Consider the following 18,235-nt stretch of genomic DNA (forward strand, 5'->3'; position numbering starts at 1 on the left):
GCGACCGACCCTAGAGGGGCGCCCCATGCGTGTCCATAGCCGGAGTCGAAGCGCTTCGACTCCGGTACACAGGGGCGGGGCGCCCCTCCGTGCCCCCTAGACCGCGGGGTGCGCGTTCTTCAGGAGCTCCTGGAACTGCGCCGGGAACCAGTGCCCGGCGAGCGGGGCGTCGGGCAGCGCGCCGGACCTGTTGTAGTTGTTGCGCACGTTCCCGCCGTACGTGGGGTCGCACATCCGGTCGAAGCCCTTGCCCTCGCCGTTCGGGATCTCCTTGCTCGCGCCGTCGGACTCGCCCGGCGGCTTCATCCACACGTAGGCGTCGATGCCGGGCTCCGGGGCGGCCTGCGGGCGTTCCCCGAGGCCCGCGCCCGACTGGTTGCACCAGTTGCCGACGTGTACGCGCCGGTCGTAACGGCCGCCGTCCACATAGGAGTTCACGTCGGTCGTGGGCCCGGGCCGGGTGGGCCGCGCCGCGCCGCCCCACCCGTTGCGCGAGGTGTCGATCAGCATGCCGATGCCGGAGCGGAAACCGGCGGACACCAGCTGGGCGCGGAAGGCCTGGGCGAAGGTGAGCTCGTCGGTGTAACGGTTCCAGTCGACCCACTTGGACTCGCGGACCGACCGGCCGCCGACCGTGTCGCCGATCGTGAAGTTCTCCTCCTTCAGGGCGCTGTAGTTGGCGGTGTTGGTGATGAAGCCGTGCACGTTGTCGACCGTGCCGCCCTCGGCCGTGGCCGCCTGGCGGAAGAGCTGCGCGGAGGCGGCGAAGTTGTCGTCCCAGCCGATCCAGCCGTGGTGGCCCGCGTCCACGTAGTTGTAGACGTTCGGGACGGCGCCCAACTGCTTGAGCGCGTAGCCGACGCCCTTCACGTAGTTGCCGTTGGCCTTCATCACGTCGCACTCGGGGGTGGCGGTGGGGCGGCCCGAGGTGTTGGTGACGAGGTTGGGCAGCGAGTCGATCTCGACGGTGGTGACGATGCGCAGGTTCGCGTACCTGGCGTCCGCGAGGATCCGCGCGATCGGGTCGATGTAGTCCCTCTTGTACCGGTCGATCTCGGTGGGGCCGAGCTCGCCGTTGGAGGCGAGTGCCGAGCAGTCCCGGCCCGGCAGGTTGTAGATGACCAACTGCACGACCTTCGCGCGCTGTTGGAGCGCCGCGTCGAGGTGGTCGCGCAGGCCCATCGCGCCGCCGGCGCCCTCGATGGCGGCGATCCGGTCGAGCCAGACGCCGGTGGGGCGGTTCGCCACGGCGCTCCCGCCGGGCTCGGCGGCGGCCTTCGCCGACCACTCTGGGTTCACGTACACCTTGGCGCCCGCGTACGGGTTGTCGACCCGGGCGGCGGCGGAGCGTGCGGCGGTCCCGCCGTCCAGAGCGAGGGCGGTGCCGCCGCTGACGGCGAGCACGGTGGTGAGGGCGAGCATCAGGGTGTGTGATCTGCGGTGTGTGCGGCTCATGGGGTGTTCGCTGCCTCTCGGGTGTGGGGTTCAGGACGCGAGGGCGCGCAGGCGGTCGCGCAGCCCGGCGCCGAACGGGGTGGGGGTGCCGTCGTACGAGCTGATCAGGGCCGGGCCCGCAGCGCAGTCCCAGGTGTTCCAGGTCCAGCCGAGGTAGGAAAGGCCGCGGTCGTCGAACCACTTCATGACGCGGTCGATGAATCCGTGGGCGCAGGTGTTCTCGCCGATCTCGCCCGCGACGAGCGGGACCTGCCCGGCGACCGGCGCGAGGGTGCGCTGCCAACAGCCTTCGTCCGCGCAGCTGTTGAAGTTGTAGATGTGCCAGGCGGCGGCGAGATTGCCGGCCGGGTCGTGCGGCGCGTGCGCCGTCCAGCCGCTCAGGTCGTTGGCGTAGGCGATGCCGCCCGCGAGGACGAGGTTCTTCGCCCCGGTGGCACGCACCGCGTCGAGGAGGTCCTGCATGCCCGCGACCTCGTAGTCGATGCCGGGGCACGTGCCGCCGTCGCGCCAGCAGGCCCACGCCGCGGCGGTGGTGGGGGTCGCGCGGTCCGGGTAGGGCTCGTTGAAGAGGTCGAGGACGACCTCCGGGTGGTCCTTGTAGGCGGTGGCGACGGAGGTCCAGAACGCCGGGGTGTACCGGGCGTTCGGCATCGGTTTCTGGCAGCTGGCGTACACGTCGTGGCAGCCGGCCGAGTTGCCGGTGTACCGGCCGTGGGACCAGTGCAGTTCGACGACCGGTGTCATGCCGTGGGCCCGGACGCGCCGGACCAGACCGTCGACGGCCGCCCGGTAGTTCGCGCCGCCGTAGCGCGGGTCGATGTTGGCGGTGCCGAGCCAGCACTCCTCGTTGAGGGGGATGCGGACGGCGTTGGCCCGCCAGTCGGCGATGGCCCGTACGGAGGCGTCGTCGACGGGTCCGTCGAAGACGCCCCAGCCCTGGACGCAGGCGAACTCGCTCCCGGAGCGGTTGACTCCGAGGAGGCGGTGGGGGGCTCCGGCCGCGTCGACGAGGCGGTTCCCCGCGGCGTGCAGGACGGGCGGTGCGGGTCCCGCGGGCAGCGCGGACGCGGGCGGCGTGAGGCCGCAGGCGACGAGCAGGACGGCGAGGGCGGCGAGCGTGCGGAACAGCCGCTGGGGGTGTCGCACGGGCGACTCCTTGTCAGTCGGGTTCGGACGGACCGGACACGGCTCTCTGACGAGCAAGTCACCGCGGCTCAGGGAAAAGGTTGCCGCGTTTTCCGGGGAATCCGACGGAATCCCACGGGGTTCCCCGTCGAATGAATTCGACCGGGAGATGCGCGCGGAGACCCTTGACAACCCCACAGCACACAAGGACTTTGGGAGCGCTCCCACAAGCTTTCGGAAGAAGGGCTCCCCCATGCGTTCCTTACCGGATCCCGCAGAATCCAGACAGTCACTCAGCCGCCGTCGCCTGCTGTCCATCGGCGCGGCCGCGGCCGCGACCCCCGCCGTTTCGGCCCTGGGACCAGCAGGTCAGAGTGCTCACGCCGGTGAGAGGACGGCGGCGGCCACGCCGTACGAACAGCGTTTCCTCGACCTCCACGCGAAGATCACCGATCCCGCGAACGGCTATTTCTCGCCGTCGGGCATTCCTTACCACTCCGTCGAGACACTGATAGTGGAAGCCCCGGATCACGGGCACGAGACGACCTCCGAGGCCTACAGCTATCTGATCTGGCTCCAGGCCATGTACGGCAAGGTGACGGGCGACTGGAGCCGTTTCGGGGCGGCATGGGAAACCATGGAGAAATTCATGATCCCGACGCGCGCGGACCAGCCGACGAACGGTTTCTACCAGCCCGCGAGACCCGCGACGTACGCCCCCGAGCACGATCAGCCCGCGCAGTACCCCGCCCGGCTCGACCCCTCGGTCGCCGCGGGGTCCGACCCGCTCGCCGCCGAGCTGAGGAGCGCGTACGGCACCGACGACATCTACGGCATGCACTGGCTGCAGGACGTCGACAACACCTACGGCTTCGGCGGCGGGGGCGCCACGCCGACGTACATCAACACCTTCCAGCGCGGCCCCCAGGAGTCGGTCTGGGAGACGGTCACCCAGCCCTGCCGCGACGACTTCACCCATGGGGGCCGCAACGGCTACCTCGACCTGTTCACCGGTGACTCCTCGTACGCCAGGCAGTGGAAGTTCACCAACGCCCCCGACGCCGACGCGCGCGCCGTGCAGGCCGCCTACTGGGCGCACAAGTGGGCCACCGCGCAGGGCAAGCAGGCGCAGGTCGCCGCGGTCGTCGCGAAGGCCGCGAAGATGGGCGACTACCTGCGGTACGCGATGTTCGACAAGTACTTCAAGCGGATCGGCGGCTGCACGTCACCCTCCGGCTGTGCGCCGGGCAGCGGCAGGAGCAGCGCGCACTACCTGATCTCCTGGTACTACGCGTGGGGCGGCGCCCTCGACACCTCGGCGGGCTGGGCCTGGCGCATCGGCTGCAGCCACAGCCACGGCGGCTACCAGAACCCGCTCGCCGCGTACGCCCTCAGCTCGTACGCGGCGCTGACCCCCAAGTCGGCCTCGGGCAGGGCGGACTGGGCGCGAAGCCTCCAGCGGCAGCTGGAGTTCTACCGCTGGCTGCAGTCCGCCGAGGGCGCGATCGCGGGCGGCGCGACCAACAGCTGGCAGGGCCGCTACGCGACGCCGCCGGCCGGGACGCCCACGTTCTACGGCATGTACTACGACGAGAAGCCCGTGTACCACGACCCGCCGTCCAACCAGTGGTTCGGCTTCCAGGCCTGGTCGATGGAGCGGGTCGCCGAGTACTACCACCAGACGGGCGCGGCGGACGCCGGGGCCGTGCTGCGCAAGTGGGTCGACTGGGCGCTGGCGCACACGACCGTCGGCGCCGACGGGAGGTACCTCTTCCCCTCGACGCTCGCCTGGTCCGGGCAGCCCGACACCTGGAACCCGTCGAGTCCGGGCGCCAACGCGGGCCTGCACGTCACGGTCGTGGACCGCACCGACGACGTGGGGGTCGCGGGCGCCTACGCGCGGACCCTGGTCTACTTCGCCGCCAAGTCCGGCCACGCGAGGGCCGCGGCGACCGCCAAGGCGCTGCTCGACGGCCGGTGGACGCACCACAGGGACGCCCGGGGCGTCGCGGTGGAGGAGCGGCGCGCCGACTACGGCCGCTTCGACGACGGCGTGTACGTGCCGAACGGCTGGAGCGGCAGGATGCCGAACGGGGACGCTGTCGACCCGTCGTCGACGTTCTCCTCGATCCGCTCCTTCTACCGCAGGGACCCCGCCTGGCCGAAGGTCGAGGCGTACCTGGCGGGCGGCCCTGCTCCGACGTTCACGTACCACCGGTTCTGGGCCCAGGTGGACGTCGCCCTCGCCCTGGGCGCGTACGCGGAGCTGCTGGAGTCCTGAGACCGGTCCTCGTGTGAAACCCCCATCGGACGTGCGAAGGGACCCTCATGCCTTCCCTGCCACGCGCGCGCAGAGCACGCGCGGTCCCCGCCCTGCTCGGCCTGCTCGGCGGGCTGCTCGCGGGCGGCGGCCAGGCGACCACCGCGGACACCGGCTCCGGCACCACCTCCTTCTCCCCCGCCGCCGCACCGCACGTCCGGCAGGACGTCCCCGGCGCCGTGCCCGGCACTCGGCCTGCGCCTCGTTGAGGGTGTTCGAGATGTCGGACATGACAGGGCGGGCCCGTCCGGCCGGTGCCGGAGTTCAGCCCGCGTAGGGGTCGGGTACGGCGCCGGGCCTGGCGAGGAACGCGAAGTCGCACCCCGTGTCGGCCTGGGTGATCTGCTCGGCGTAGAGGGCGCTGTAGCCCCGCTCGTAGCGCACGGGCGGCGGCGACCAGGCATGGCGACGTCGCGCCAACTCCGCGTCGCAGACGCCGAGTTCGAGCGTGCGGCGGGTGACGTCGAGGGTGATGGGATCGCCGGTGCGCACCAGGGCCAGCGGTCCGCCCACGTGCGGCTCGGGTGCGACGTGCAGCACGCACGTACCGTACGAGGTGCCGCTCATCCGCGCGTCGGAGATCCGCACCATGTCCCGTACGCCCCGCCTGAGCAGGTAGTCGGGCAGGGGCAGCATCCCGTACTCGGGCATGCCGGGGCCGCCCTTGGGGCCCGCGCCGCGCAGCACGAGGACGTGGTCGGGCGTGATGCCGAGTGCCGGGTCGTGGATGGTGCGCTGCAGCGTGCGGTAGTCGTCGAAGACGACGGCGGGGCCGGTGTGCCGGAGCAGGCGCGGGTCGGCGGCGATGTGCTTGATGACGGCGCCGTCCGGGCAGAGGTTGCCGCGCAGGACGGCGACGCCGCCCTCCCCGGCGACGGGGCGGTCGCGCGGGCGGATCACGTCGTCGTGGTGGACCCGGGCGCCGGCCAGCTGCTCGCGCAGGGTGGCGTGGGCGACGGTGGGGCGGTCCAGGTGGAGCAGGTCGGTGATCCGGGACAGGAAGCCGGGCAGCCCGCCCGCGACGTGGAAGTCCTCCATCAGGTAGGTGCGGCCGGACGTTGGCGAGCACGGGCACGGTGCGGGCGATCCGGTCGAAGTCGTCCAGGGTGAGCGGCACCCCGGCGCGTCCGGCCAGCGCGATGAGGTGGATGACGGCGTTGGTGGAGCCGCCGAGCCCGAGGACGGTGGTGACGGCGTCCTCGAAGGCGTCCGGCGTGAGGATCCGCGACAACCGCAGGTCCTGGCGGACGAGTTCGACGATGCGCAGGCCCGACGCGGCGGCCATCCGGTCGTGCCCGGAGTCGACGGCGGGCACGGAGGAGGCGGGGCTACGAGGAGTTGAGCCCGCTCAGGAGTCCTGCGGGTACCAGCGCAGCTCGATGGTGTTGCCGTCGGGGTCCTGCACGTAGAGGGAGAGGGCGGTGCCGCGGGCCCCGAACCTCTCTCCCGGGCCGTCCACCACCGTGAAGACGCCGGAGTCGATGACCTGCTGCCAGTCGAGCGGCTCGACGACCAGGCAGATGTGGTCGACGTTGGAGCCCTGCCGCTGTCCGTCGGGCCCCGTGATGAGGTCGATGATGGTGGTGGGGCTGACCCGCACGGACGGGAAGGGGACCTCGCCCGCCCGCCACTCCTCCACCCGTACCGGTTCGAGGCCGAGCGGACCGGTGTAGAAGGCCAGCGAGCGCTCGATGTCAGCGACGTTCAGGACGAGGTGGTCGAAGGCGATCACGCGCATGGGGGTCTCCGTGGCTTCGGGGCGCCTGCGGCGCCGGTGGTGGTCGTTGACCGGTGGGTTCAGCATCGCCGAGCAGTCATCCATCGGTCCAACACATGCTTGTCATGTGATCCATCGTGTTTCACGATGGATCAATGGACCTCCAGCAAATGCGGTACGTCGTCGCGGTGGCGGAGACCGCGAGCTTCACCCGCGCCGCCGAGCGGTGCCACGTCGTCCAGTCCGCGCTCAGTCACCAAGTGGCCCGGCTGGAGAAGGAGTTGGGTGCCCGGCTGTTCGAGCGGACCAGCCGGCGGGTGCGGGTGACCGCCGCCGGTGAGGCGTTCCTGCCCGCCGCGCGCCAGGCCCTGGAAGCGGCCGAGCGGGCCCGCGCCGAGGTGGCGGCCGCCACCGGCGAGATCCGGGGCAGGCTGACCGTCGGATCGATCCCGACGGTCACGGCCGTCGACCTCCCCGCGGTGCTGCGGGACTACCGCCTGCGCTACCCCCAGGTGCGGATCAGCCTGCGGACCGCGTCCAGCGAGCGGCTCGTGGAGCAGGTGCGCGACGGCGCCCTGGACGCGGCGTTCCTCGGTGTGCAGCCCGGGTTCCGTCCGCAAGGCGTCCACGACAGGCAACTCGCCCACGGGCGGCACGTCGCCGTGGTCGCCCCCGACCACCCCCTGGCCGGGGAGGACGAGGTGGGCCTCCCCCGCCTCGCCGACGAGGTGTTCGTGGACTTCGCCGACGGCACCGTCGCCCGCGCCCAGTCGGACGAGGCGTTCGCGGCGGCCGGACTGCGGCGCGAGGTCGCCTTCGAGGCCGGCGTCGAGCTGATGGCCCGGCTGGTCCGTCACGGACTGGGCATCGCCCTGCTGCCCGCCTCGTTCGCCGCCGAACTGCACGGCCTGCGGAGCGTGCCGGTCCGCGACGGCCCCGTACGGGTGGAGCGCCTGGTCTGGAGCAGGTTCACCCCGTCGCCCGCGGCCGCCGCCTTCCTCGCCCTCCTCGGCGTCGGGCCACCGCCACCGGCCGTGTGACGGCGCGGGGCGGGGCCCGGCCGGGGCGATCGAGGGCCGTGGGCACAAACCCGCCATTGGCGGGAGGCCCACTTCCCCCTCCTCCGGTGGCAGGCAAGAATCCTGAACTATCGGACCGGACACGCAGCGCGTGCGGACAGACACTCCACCGGAGTGGTGTGTGCGCATGCGCCGCTACGCATGCCGTGTGCAGCGCAAGACGACGGTGAGGAGTGGTTCATGGTCGCCCGCCCCGACTACCCGGTGATCGATGCCGACAGCCACATCGTGTTACCCGACTCCGACGCGTGGTGGCGCGGCAGGATCCCGGAGAAGTACGCCGCGTGGATGCCCCAGTACGACGACGACGTCCTGGTCGCGGAGGGCCGTGTCATCGAGGGCCCGTCGGCGACCTTCCACGGCAAGCCCACCCAGGCCGCCTGGTTCGGCAGGACCCAGGGGGCCACGTACACACCGGGCAGCTGGCAGCTCGACGACCCGGCGACCGTGGAAGTGCTCGACGCGCTGCGGCGCGGGGGCCTCGACCCCCAGGACCGGCTCAAGGCGATGGACCGCGAAGGGATATCCCAGGCCTACGTCTTCCCCTCCAAGGTCCTGGGACTCCTGCCCGCCCTGCGCAGCTCCGCCTTCGCCCACGAGGTGACCAAGGCGTACAACGACTGGGCGGTCGAGTACTGCTCCGCCGACGCGAGCCGCCTCCTCGCCGTCGCCGCGCTGCCCCAGCACGACATCGTGCTCGCCGTCGACGAGGCGCGCAGGGCCCTCGAAAGCGGCGTCCGTACGGTCATCCTGCGGCCCAACACGGTGGCCGGGACGAATGTCGACGACCCGGTGTACGACGCTCTCTGGGAATTCTGCGAACGCCACTCGATGGCGGTCTGCTTCCACGAGGGATTCGGCGTCGCCCGCATTCCACGCATCGGCACGGAACGTACGCACGACACCATGCAGGGCCATCTGGTCAGCCATACTTTCGAGCACATGGCCGCCGTCATGCTGCTCATCACGGGCGGGGTGATGGAGCGGTATCCCGCTCTCCACTTCGCTTTCATGGAATCCGGCGCGGGCTGGGCCCCGTTCTGGCTGAACCGCATGGACGACCACGTCGAGCAGTTCGCCAAGGACCGCGAACCGCTGCCGGAGAAACCCAGCACCTATTTCAAGCGCCAGTGCTATCTGGGCATCGAGCCGGAGGACCCGCTGCTGCCGACGCTCGTGGAGCAGGGCCTGGCGGACAATCTCCTGTTCGCCAGCGACTTCCCGCACTTCGACGCCAAGTTCCCCGGGGCGGTGACGGCCCTGGCCGACCGGGGCGACATCAGCGAGACGGTGAAGCGGAAGATTCTGAGCGAGAACGCCCGCCGGTTCTTCGGAACCGCCTGATGCGGCCGGCGGTGCCGTCTCTCGACCCGCGGACCGAGGCGGTTCTGGGTGAACTGGAAGCGCGGTCCCGCAAGGAGCAGCAGGAGCTCGAAGCGCTCCGCGCGGCAGGCGGGACGGCGCTGCGCGAGCGCGCGGGCTCTCTCATGCTGGACGTCGGCCCCGAGGTCGGTCTCTTCCTGAACACGCTGGTCAGGGTGGCCCGCGCCCGGACGGTGGTGGAGATCGGCGGCTCGGTGGGCTACTCCACGGTATGGCTCGCCGAAGCGGTGCGCGCCACGGGCGGGCGCCTCTACTCCATCGAGGTCGACAAGACCAAGCAGGACGAGCAGCGCGCCCATCTGACGGCGGCCGGCCTGGACGCCCACGTGGAACTGACCACTCGTGAGGCCCCGGATTTGCTGCCGTCCCTTTCCACTCCGGTGGACCTCGTACTGCTCGACCACTGGAAGGAGCTGTACGTCCGGGACTTCGACGCGTGCTGGCCCGTACTGCGCCCTGGAGGCCTTGTCGTGGCCGACAATGTGCTGATACCGCGGAAGAACGCGGAAGTGATCGCGCGCTATCGCCGTCATATCGGCGAACTTCCCGACGCCCAGAGCCACATGCTCGCACTGGGCGACGGAGTCGAAGTCACTACAAAGCGTGAAAACGTTCCCATGGACTGAGCGATTGACAGTCCGGACACTAACGTCTCCCCCGACACCGTTGGCACTGAGGCAAAGGCTTGCACGTGAAGATTGGCATCGAGTCGGAACTGCCCACCGTCGACGCCCGGGGCATGGCGGCCGACGAGCGTTCCGTGCAGGCCCTGTTCGGGCGGCTCGCCCGGCAGGAGGGCTTCTCCGCCTATACGGACGCCACGAGCGGATCCGTGGTCGGCGTCAAGTCCCGCCGCGGCAACGGCACCCTGGACGTGGGCAACGACTACGGATTCTGCACGGTGGAGATGGCCCTTCCGCCGGAGGAGGGCTTCGCCGCCGCCAAGACGGCGTGGCACGACACTCTCGACGCGCTGCTGCTCCCCGCCATGGGCGCGGAAGGCCTGTCCGTCCTGGCCCACGGCTGCCAGCCGCGTACCGAGACCCTGGGCAGGGCGTATCTGGCCGACAAGGGGCACTACCAGTTCTGGCTGGCCCAGGCCGAACGGTTCCCCGGGCACTACGCGTCCGACGCGTGGCCGGGCTTCGCGGCCGTCCAGTTCAACATCGACGTGCCGCTGCCCGACGTGATGAAGGTCTGCAACACCCTGATCACCATGACGCCGCTGCTGTGCGCGTGGGGTGCGAACTCCGCGGTGTTCGGCGAACGCGTGCAGCCCTGGATGTCGTTGCGGATGCGCGGCTACATGGAACTGGCCGAGTCGAACCCGTTCTTCGCCGACCGGCTCCTCTTCCCCCGCCGGACCTACAGCGGCCTGGCCCAGTACATGCAGGACGCCTGGGCCACCCCCGTCTTCGAGGTGACCAGGGCGGGCCGGATCTACCGGCCGGTGGACCCGCAACTGACCACGACGGAGTTCGCCGCCGCGGGCGAGGCGGACTTCGTCGACTTCCAGGGCGCGAAGCGCACCCTGTCGTGCACGGTCGACGACCTGGCGTCGGGCCTCGTCTTCTACTGGCCCGCGGTACGCGTCAGGACGCAGTTGGACGAGACATGCGGTGTCGCGGAGGTCCTCGCCGCGGTGGCGGCCGGGCGCCCCGAGTCCGTGCTGCGCAACGGCGGCCGCGACACCTTCGTCGAGGTCCGGCACCTGCCCACCATGAGCCGGCCGGAGACCTTCGCCTGGCTGGCCATGATCCTGGGCTGGCTGGAGAACATCGAGCGGTGCGAACAGCTCTTCCGCCCCTGGACCCTCGCCCGGTCGTGCGCGGCCATGCCCCAGGTCCAGGCCGACGGCTGGAGCGCGGAGGTGGCCGGGGCCCCGCTGGAGCAGTGGGGGCAGCAGGCCTTCGCCGTGGCGGCGGAGGGGCTCGCGCGGGGGCAGGCCGCGCCGGTCGAGGAGCTCGAGCCGCTGGCCCGGCGCCTGCGGGACCGTACCAACCCCGCGGCGGACGCCGTCGGTTGGCTGCGCGCCGAGGGGATCGAGGCGCTGGTCGAGAAGCTGAGGATGTGACGACGTGAGAGAGCAGGTCCCGTTACCCGCCGCGCCGCCCCGGTACGCGTACAACTTCTGTGCCGGGCCGGCGACGCTGCCCCGCCCGGTGGCGGAGCGGATACGCGAGGAGTTCCTGGCCCACGCGCAGGACGGGGCCTCCGTCATCGAGATCAGCCACAAGGGACCGCGGTTCACCGGGATCGTGGACACCGTGGAGACGCTCTTCCGGAGCCTGTGCGCGCTCCCCCGCAGCCACCACTTGTTCTTCATGCACGGCGGCGCGCGGATGCAGTGCTCCGCCGTCCCCCTCAACCTGATCGGCCGGTCCGCCGCCCGCACCGCCGGGTACGTCGAGACGGGCCTCTTCGCCCGGCAGGCGGCCCGGGAGGGGGCGCGCTACGGCACCGTGCGGACCGTCGCGAGCAGCGCGGCCACCTCGTTCGACCGGATACCGGCCACACCGGCGCGCGACTGTCCGAGCGACGCCGCGTTCATCCACCTCACCAGCAACAACACGGTGTACGGCACCCGGTGGACCGACTTCCCGCGGGATCTGCCCGCACCGCTGGTGGCCGACGCCACCAGTGACATCCTGTCCCGCAGGCTCGACCACACCCGGTTCGGCGTGGTGTACGCCGGGTTCCAGAAGAATCTGGGTCCTTCCAGCATGGCCCTGGTCACCGTCAGGGACGACCTGATCGGGCACGCCCTGGCCGGCACCCCCCGATTGCTCGACTACGCCGTCCAGGCCGAGACGCGCTCGCTCGACAACACCCCGAACACCTTCGCCCTGTTCGTTCTGTCGCTGGTCCTGGAATGGGTGCGGGACCAGGGCGGCCTGGCCGTCGTCGAGCGCCGCAACGAAACCAAGGCCGCCCTCCTCTACGCGGAACTCGACCGGTCGGCCTTCTACCGCCCCACGGCCAGGGCCGCACACCGCTCCGTCACCAACGTCGTCTTCCGCCTCACCGACGAGTCGCTGACGGGCGAGTTCCTCGCCCTGGCCGCGTCCGAGGGCCTGCTCGGGCTGGCCGGCCACCGGACCGTCGGCGGTGTCCGGGCCTCCCTCTACAACGGCATGCCCGAGGACGGCGTCCGGGCCCTGGTCGGCTTCCTGCGCGAGTTCGAGCGCCTGCGCGGCTGACCGCGGCCCTCCCGCCGACGGCGGTGACCGGCCCGGCCCGGCCGGTCACCGCTCCACGTCAGGCCGGTTTGCGTACGGTGAAGGCGTACCGGCCCAGGCTGAAGAAGTAGTCGCCCGCCGCGGCCAGCTCCCGCAGCTCACCGCTCCAGGCCCGGGTCCGTTCCGCACGGGCGCCCGGGTGACCGGCGAGGAACGCCACGATGAAACCGATCTGCCAGTAGCTGTACCTGCCCGGGTCCAACTCCCGGTCCACGAACGTCAGCGTGGTCAGCGGCTCCTCCTCGAAGCCCGCCTTCCGCAGCAGCGGCCCCAGCCGCTGCGGCAGGCGGGGGTGGGCGACGTGGTCCTCCCAGAGTTCCAGGACGTCCCGCATCCGCTCACGATCGGCCGAGCGCCACACCAGCGAGTCCCAGTCGGTGTCCAGGACCACCGCGCGGCCCCCCGGCCGCAGCACCCGGAACAGCTCGTCCAGCGCCCGCCCGATGTCCTCCACGTACTCGTAGACCTGCACCGCGACGGCCGCGTCGAACGTCGCGTCCGGGAAGGGGATGCTCTCCGCGCGCCCGGTCCTCAGGTCGACGGCGCCCCGCGTGGCGGACGCGGTGGCGTCGGCGCAGCGCTCCCGGGCCAGGGCCAGCATGGACCCGCTGATGTCGATGCCGCAGACGCGCCCCGTGGGGCCGGTGTCCTCACGGAGCTCCGCGAGCAGATAGCCGGGCCCGCACCCGACGTCGAGGACCGCGTCCCCGGCCCGGACACCGAGCTGACGGCGCAGGTGCTGGCGCTGGGCGACCATGTCGGCGGTGTGCGCCTCCGTGTCGGCCTCGGTCGCCCGCTCCCCGTCGAAACGGAGCAGCCCCGTCACGGGAGCGAGCCTTCCGTGAGCGCGCGGTCCGGCCGCCCGGGCTCCGCGGGCCCCGTGGCGGCCAGCCACTCCCGCGCCCGGTGCACGGGGAGATCGGTCAGCTCCGGTGCCTCCCCCAGGTACCGGGAGGGGTCGAGGAGGGCGTCCACGTCGGTGGCGGAGAGCCACGCGGTGACGATGGGGTCCGCGAGCAGGCAGTCACGCAGCCGCTTGCCGTCGCTCCGGGCCCGCTGGCTCAGCTCGTACACGAGGGTGTGCGCGCTCTGCTTGCCGATCGACGGGGCCAGGGCCAGCATCACCGCCTCCGTACAGAGGGATTCGGCCGCGGCCCGCGTGTTCGCGGCCATCCGCCCGCTGTCGACCCGCAGGCCGGCGAGCACGTCGTTCAGCGTGGCGAGGGCGGCCAGGGTGTAGTGCGACACGTCGGCGACCGCGACCCACTCCATACGGAGGCCGCGCGAGTCCCGCTCGTGTTCCTGCACCATGCCCTCGATGCCGAGGGCGGCGTGGGAGCGGGCGAGCCGGGCAAGCAGCACCACCTGGGCCGAGCGCTCCGGATTGCGCTTGTGCGGCATCGTGCTGCTGCCCACCTGCCCGTACCGCCACCCCTCCGACACCTCGCCGACCTCGGGACGCGACAGCACCCGCAGCTCATCGGCGATGCGCGCCAGCGTCCCCGTGAGCATCGCGAGGGCGGTCCCGAACTCGGCCACCCGGTCCCGGGCCGCGTGCCAGCCGACCGCGGGCACCGCGAGACCCAGCTCCTTGGCGAACAGTTCGAGGAGCTCGCGGCCGTGCCCGCCGAACCCCGCCATGGTGCCGACGCCGCCGGACAGCTGGGCCGTGAGGACCCGGGGCCGCAACTGGCCGAGCCGCTCCACGTGCCGCAGCAGCTCGTCGAGCCAGCCGGCGACCTTGAGCCCGAACGTGATCGGCAGCGCGGGCTGTCCGTGCGTACGCCCCGGCATCTGGCTCTCCCGGTGCTCCACCGCGAGGTCGGCCAGAATCGCCGCCATCGTCCGTACCCCGGCGTCCACCTCCGCGAGCACCTCGCGCATCTCCAGGGACTGCGCGGTGTCCTGGATGTCCTGCGTGGTCGCCCCGAGATGCACCATCTCCCCCGCCGCGCCCTCGCACGCCGCCTCCAGGCCGCGCAGCAACGGCACCAGCGAGTGGCCCGTCCGGCGGAACTCGGGCGCCAGGGCGTCGAGGTCGATGCGTCCCGGCTCGCCCGCGCGGGCCACCTCGGCCGCGGTGCCGGCGGCGACCATCCCCAGCCGCTCCTGGCACGAGGTGAGCGCCGCCTCCACCCGCAGCCAGCGCCGCAGTCGGCACCGGTCGCAGAAGATCCGCCGGCTCGTCGGCGTCGCGTAACCGCCGCCGTGGAAAAGGGAGTCGCTGATGTGGGCGCGCTCGTGTCCACACGGCTCGCGCTGCCCGACGTGCTGCGGGCGCTGGTCGGAAACAGTCATGGATCCTCGCATCCTGGAGGTCGCCGGCTTCCCCGTCAGAACCGTTCGGTGCCAACATGCCCATCTCCGCAGCACGCGCCAAGGCATCCGACCCGGCCCTGACCCCGTGCTAGACCGCTTCCAGCCGATTGAGGCTCACGACCGACGCCCGCGCACGCTACGAGGCGCCCACCACCAGCCACCGTGACGGCAATTCGATGCGCGTGCCGTCGGATGTGAACTCCGTTGACGCCAACGGGAGGTGGGCGCTCGCGAAGATGGTGAGCCCGGCCGCCTCGACCTCCTCGTCCACCGCGGCGTCGACGGCCTCGGCGGGGGCGAGACCGTGCGCGAAGACGGGAGCCAGCTTCGGCGGGGGTCCCGTGGGGCTCTTCATCAGGTCCATCAGGACGGGGCGGGCCGCCTCGGAGAGTTCGACGAGGAAGGCGCGGCCCCGGTCGCCGAGCAGCGTGGCGATGCTGTCGAGCAGCGGCTGCCGGTCGGCGGCCTCGCACTGGTGGAGGACGCCCCGCATGTAGACGTTCACGTCACCGACCTCCGCGTGCAGTTGCTCCGCCTCGCTCGTCGCGGCCACGTCGAGCTGACGGAAGTCGACCTGCCCCGCCGGGTCCGCGCGCCGGGCGTGGTCGAGGGCGGCCGCCGACAGGTCGATGCCGAGGACGCGCGGGAAGCGGTCGGCGAAGAAGCGGGTCTGGGTGCCGTTGCCGCAGCCGAGGTCGACGAGGGGCAGTCCGGCGGCGCTCATGTGCGGTTCGAAGAGCGCGAGATGGAGCCCCGCGGTGAGGGCGGGTTCGGCGTCCCAGAAGACCGCTCCGGGATCGTCGGGCGCCTCCCGCCAAAAGCCCTCCCAGGCCTCCCTGTACCGGCTCGTGACGCTCATGTCCGTGCTCCCCGGGGTGCGACGATGGCCGCCGAAGCCGGCGACAAGATCGGTCTACCGCGCCCCGGGCGCGCGGACAAGACACCCGCGCGTTTCCTTCACCGGTCAATCGACGCGGGACCGCCGGGCGCGCGCCCGCCGGACGTCGTTCAGCGCCGTGGCAGGCTCAGTTCGAACCAGACGGTCTTGCCCTGGCGCGTCCTGCTCGTGCCCCACTCCTTCGCCAGGGCGCTGACCACGCGCAGGCCGCGCCCGAACTCGTCGCCGGGGCCCGCGCTGAGCAGCGTCGGCAGTGTCTGGTCGTCGTCCTCGACCTCGCACAGGAGCACGCCCGAGCGGACCAGGCGCAGGTCGACCCGGCTGCTGCGGGAGTGGCGCACCACGTTGGTGACGAGCTCGTCGACGAGCAGCTCGGCGGTGTCGCTCAGGGACTGCAGGGACCACGCCCGCAGTTGGGCGCGGACCAGCTCGCGGGCCCTGCCCACCTCGCTGGGGTCGACCGCAAGACGCTGGTGCGCGACGTCCTGCGCCGCGATGCCGTTGAGCCTGGCCATCAGGAGCGCCACGTCGTCCTTGCGGCCGCCCCGCGTGTTGAGCGCCCGGATGATCGTGTCGCAGGCGTCGTCCATGGAGGCGGCGGGGTGCGCGGCGGACTCGGTGAGCGTGGCGAGGCCGACGCCGATGTCCTCGCCGCGGACCTCGACGAGGCCGTCGGTGCACATCAGCAGCCGGTCGCCGGGCGCCACCCGCACCACGACCGACTCGAAGGGCACGCCGCCGACGCCGATGGGCGCGCCCGTGGGCAGGTGGAGGAGTTCGCTGCGGCCGTCCTCGGCGCGGACGAGGACGGGTGGGATGTGCCCGGCGTTGGCCAGGTGCAGCTCGCTCGCGATCGGGTCGTAGACCGCGTACAGGCACGTCGCCAGATAGTGCTCGCCGAGGCGCTGCGCGAGGTCGTCGAGGTTGCGCAGGAGCTGCTCCGGCGGCAGGTCGAGGGCGGCCATGGTCTGCACGGCCGTACGCAACTGGCCCATCATGGCCGCGGAGTTGAGGCCGTGGCCCATCACGTCGCCGACGACGAGCGCGGTCCTGGAACCGGGCAGCTTGACGGAGTCGAACCAGTCGCCGCCGACCCGCCCGAGGAGCGTGCCGGGCAGGTAGCGGGTCGCGATGTCGCAGCCGGCCATCCGGGGCTGGATGTGCGGCAGCATGCTGTCCTGGAGGGTGTCGGCGACGCTCTCCTGGTACGTGTACATGCGGGCGTTGTCGAGCACGAGGCCCGCGCGGGCGGCCAGTTCGGCGCCGGTGACGCGGTCCATGTCGTTGAAGACGGGCCGCTCCCGGTGCCGGAGCAGGATCATGAAGCCGAGCACCACGTTGCGCGCCTTCAGCGGCACGACGAGCATCGAGCGGTGGTTGATGAGCGGGCGGATGTCCCGCTTCTCGAACTGGGAGGCGATGGCGTTGCCCATCTCCTCGGAGATGCGCGGCACGAGCACCGGGTCGCCCGAAGTCATGCACTGGAAGAACGGCGTGTGCACGGGGAAGGGCATGGACTCCCCGACCGGCACCACGTCGTCCCAGCGCCCCGGCTCGTCGGTGTGCTCCAGAGCGACCCGGTGCCACATGGTCGTCTCGTCCGGCACGCCCTCGGGGAACCCCTCGCCCGCGACGACCTGCTCGCGCAGATAGGTGCCCGCGACGTCGGTGAAGCGCGGCACGACCGCCTTGCTGACCTCCACGATCGTCCGCGCCAGGTCGAGCGAGGAGCCGATGCGCCCGCTGACCTCGTTGAGGAATTCGAGGTGCTCGCGCACCGCCGCGTACTCCAGGTCCTCGGCCTCGTCGTCCACCGCGCCCGGAGCAACCGGCAGCCCGGCCGCGGCGTCCCGCGCGGCGCGCTGTCTGCGTTCCTTGCGCTCGGCGCGGCGGGCGACGCCCCAGTCCGGGGTGACGGGCACCCGGTCGTGGCGGCTGAACTCCAGGACGGGATAGCCCAGTTCGAGGACCTGGGAGACGATGCGGGCGCTCTCGCCCACGCTCATGCTCGGCAGGATCTCGGGGAGCCTGGCCGCGAGTTCGTCCGCGCCGGGGAAGTCGGTGTGCAGCGCGAAGCCGGGCGCGACGCGCTCGACCTGTTCGTCGTCGTCCTCCTGCCGCTCTCCCTGCGGCGCCGCGGACGCGGTCAGCCGCGCGGCGTCGGCGGCGAGCACGAGGAGCCGCTCGGGGCCGGGGCCGACCAGCGGATACGCCCACCACAGCACGTCGACCCTGCCGCGCTCGCCGGTGTCGCCCGGTCCGGACAGCCTGGCGCGTCCCGCCGCGGGGTAGGAGATGCGCCCGTCGAGGGAGGTCTCCAGGTCGGGGCCGAGCCCGTCGTCGTACGCGCCGTACGGCTCGCGGTCCTCCTGGATCGCGCCGTGCACCGGGAGCAGATCGCCCACCGGGCGGCCGACGGCCTCCTCCTTGCCGTACCCGAAGAGGCGGCGCGCGCCGATGCTCCAGTGCGAGACGAGACCCGCTCCGTCGACCACGACCACGGCGAGGGGGATGCGCCCGGACGCGGCACTCTGCGTCACCGGCTCACCTGGAGTGCCTTGTTCCATGGCTCATGCTCCTTCCCGCGGCGGCGCAAGATCTGGGCCGCCACCAACCACCGTACGGCCGTCGCGGGTTGCCGTGCCGGGCATTGCGGGAATTGCCCGGCGGGACCGGGCCACCGGCGCACGCCCCCCTGGG

13 protein-coding genes and 2 pseudogenes are annotated in these 18,235 nt (G+C 71.9%); 7 read left to right on the plus strand and 8 right to left on the minus strand.

Going from position 1 to position 18,235, the window contains the following annotated elements; genetic code table 11:
- Positions 1 to 96: 96 nt before the first annotated feature.
- Both ACZ69I_RS26280 and ACZ69I_RS26285 read right to left on the minus strand, forming a co-directional pair.
- Complete coding sequence (locus tag ACZ69I_RS26280; protein WP_470835018.1) at positions 97 to 1,455, minus strand: glycoside hydrolase family 6 protein; 1,359 nt, start codon at positions 1,453 to 1,455, stop codon at positions 97 to 99.
- 30 nt (positions 1,456 to 1,485) lie between these two features.
- Positions 1,486 to 2,601 (minus strand): glycoside hydrolase family 5 protein, encoded by a 1,116-nt coding sequence (locus ACZ69I_RS26285; RefSeq protein ID WP_470835019.1) that lies wholly within the window; start codon positions 2,599 to 2,601, stop codon positions 1,486 to 1,488.
- A gap of 295 nt (positions 2,602 to 2,896) precedes the next feature.
- On the opposite strand from ACZ69I_RS26285, the pseudogene ACZ69I_RS26290 reads away from it, so the two are divergent.
- Both ACZ69I_RS26290 and ACZ69I_RS26295 read left to right on the plus strand, forming a co-directional pair.
- A pseudogene (locus ACZ69I_RS26290) lies at positions 2,897 to 4,861 on the plus strand (glycoside hydrolase family 48 protein); the annotation flags it as partial.
- A gap of 47 nt (positions 4,862 to 4,908) precedes the next feature.
- Positions 4,909 to 5,109 (plus strand): hypothetical protein, encoded by a 201-nt coding sequence (locus ACZ69I_RS26295; protein ID WP_470835021.1) that lies wholly within the window; start codon positions 4,909 to 4,911, stop codon positions 5,107 to 5,109.
- Between the two features lie 55 nt (positions 5,110 to 5,164).
- Here ACZ69I_RS26295 and ACZ69I_RS26300 read toward each other — a convergent pair.
- Positions 5,165 to 6,224, minus strand: a pseudogene (locus tag ACZ69I_RS26300) (dihydroxy-acid dehydratase domain-containing protein); the annotation flags it as partial.
- Between the two features lie 24 nt (positions 6,225 to 6,248).
- Positions 6,249 to 6,638 (minus strand): VOC family protein, encoded by a 390-nt coding sequence (locus ACZ69I_RS26305; RefSeq protein WP_470835099.1) that lies wholly within the window; start codon positions 6,636 to 6,638, stop codon positions 6,249 to 6,251.
- Between the two features lie 134 nt (positions 6,639 to 6,772).
- Between ACZ69I_RS26305 and ACZ69I_RS26310 the strand changes: the two genes are divergently transcribed.
- The 5 genes from ACZ69I_RS26310 to serC all read left to right on the plus strand — a co-directional run bounded on the left by ACZ69I_RS26310 (position 6,773) and on the right by serC (position 12,279).
- On the plus strand, positions 6,773 to 7,657 hold the full coding sequence (locus ACZ69I_RS26310) for a LysR family transcriptional regulator (protein WP_470835023.1): 885 nt from the start codon (positions 6,773 to 6,775) through the stop codon (positions 7,655 to 7,657).
- A 219-nt stretch (positions 7,658 to 7,876) separates the two neighbouring features.
- Positions 7,877 to 9,040 carry an amidohydrolase family protein gene (locus ACZ69I_RS26315; RefSeq protein ID WP_470835024.1) on the plus strand — a complete coding sequence of 388 codons (1,164 nt, stop codon included), beginning with the start codon at positions 7,877 to 7,879 and terminating at the stop codon, positions 9,038 to 9,040.
- Between the two features lie 11 nt (positions 9,041 to 9,051).
- Positions 9,052 to 9,705: an O-methyltransferase gene (locus ACZ69I_RS26320; RefSeq protein WP_470835026.1), complete on the plus strand. Its 654-nt coding sequence runs from the start codon at positions 9,052 to 9,054 to the stop codon at positions 9,703 to 9,705.
- A gap of 65 nt (positions 9,706 to 9,770) precedes the next feature.
- Complete coding sequence (locus ACZ69I_RS26325) at positions 9,771 to 11,153, plus strand: glutamate-cysteine ligase family protein (RefSeq protein WP_470835027.1); 1,383 nt, start codon at positions 9,771 to 9,773, stop codon at positions 11,151 to 11,153.
- 4 nt (positions 11,154 to 11,157) lie between these two features.
- Positions 11,158 to 12,279: a 3-phosphoserine/phosphohydroxythreonine transaminase gene (serC, locus tag ACZ69I_RS26330; RefSeq protein ID WP_470835028.1), complete on the plus strand. Its 1,122-nt coding sequence runs from the start codon at positions 11,158 to 11,160 to the stop codon at positions 12,277 to 12,279.
- Positions 12,280 to 12,337: 58 nt separating this feature from the next.
- Here serC and ACZ69I_RS26335 read toward each other — a convergent pair whose 3' ends face one another.
- The 4 genes from ACZ69I_RS26335 to ACZ69I_RS26350 form a co-directional block, all read right to left on the minus strand.
- On the minus strand, positions 12,338 to 13,144 hold the full coding sequence (locus ACZ69I_RS26335; RefSeq protein WP_470835030.1) for a methyltransferase domain-containing protein: 807 nt from the start codon (positions 13,142 to 13,144) through the stop codon (positions 12,338 to 12,340).
- On the minus strand, positions 13,141 to 14,616 hold the full coding sequence (locus ACZ69I_RS26340) for a class-II fumarase/aspartase family protein (RefSeq protein ID WP_470835032.1): 1,476 nt from the start codon (positions 14,614 to 14,616) through the stop codon (positions 13,141 to 13,143). The genes ACZ69I_RS26335 and ACZ69I_RS26340 overlap by 4 nt, the downstream gene beginning before the upstream one ends.
- Positions 14,617 to 14,773: 157 nt before the next feature.
- On the minus strand, positions 14,774 to 15,496 hold the full coding sequence (locus tag ACZ69I_RS26345) for a class I SAM-dependent methyltransferase (protein WP_470835033.1): 723 nt from the start codon (positions 15,494 to 15,496) through the stop codon (positions 14,774 to 14,776).
- 149 nt (positions 15,497 to 15,645) lie between these two features.
- Positions 15,646 to 18,102, minus strand: coding sequence for a SpoIIE family protein phosphatase (locus ACZ69I_RS26350; protein ID WP_470835035.1), 2,457 nt, complete (start codon positions 18,100 to 18,102; stop codon positions 15,646 to 15,648).
- Positions 18,103 to 18,235 lie beyond the last annotated feature (133 nt).

This window comes from Streptomyces sp. NPDC036815 (genome assembly GCF_055609205.1).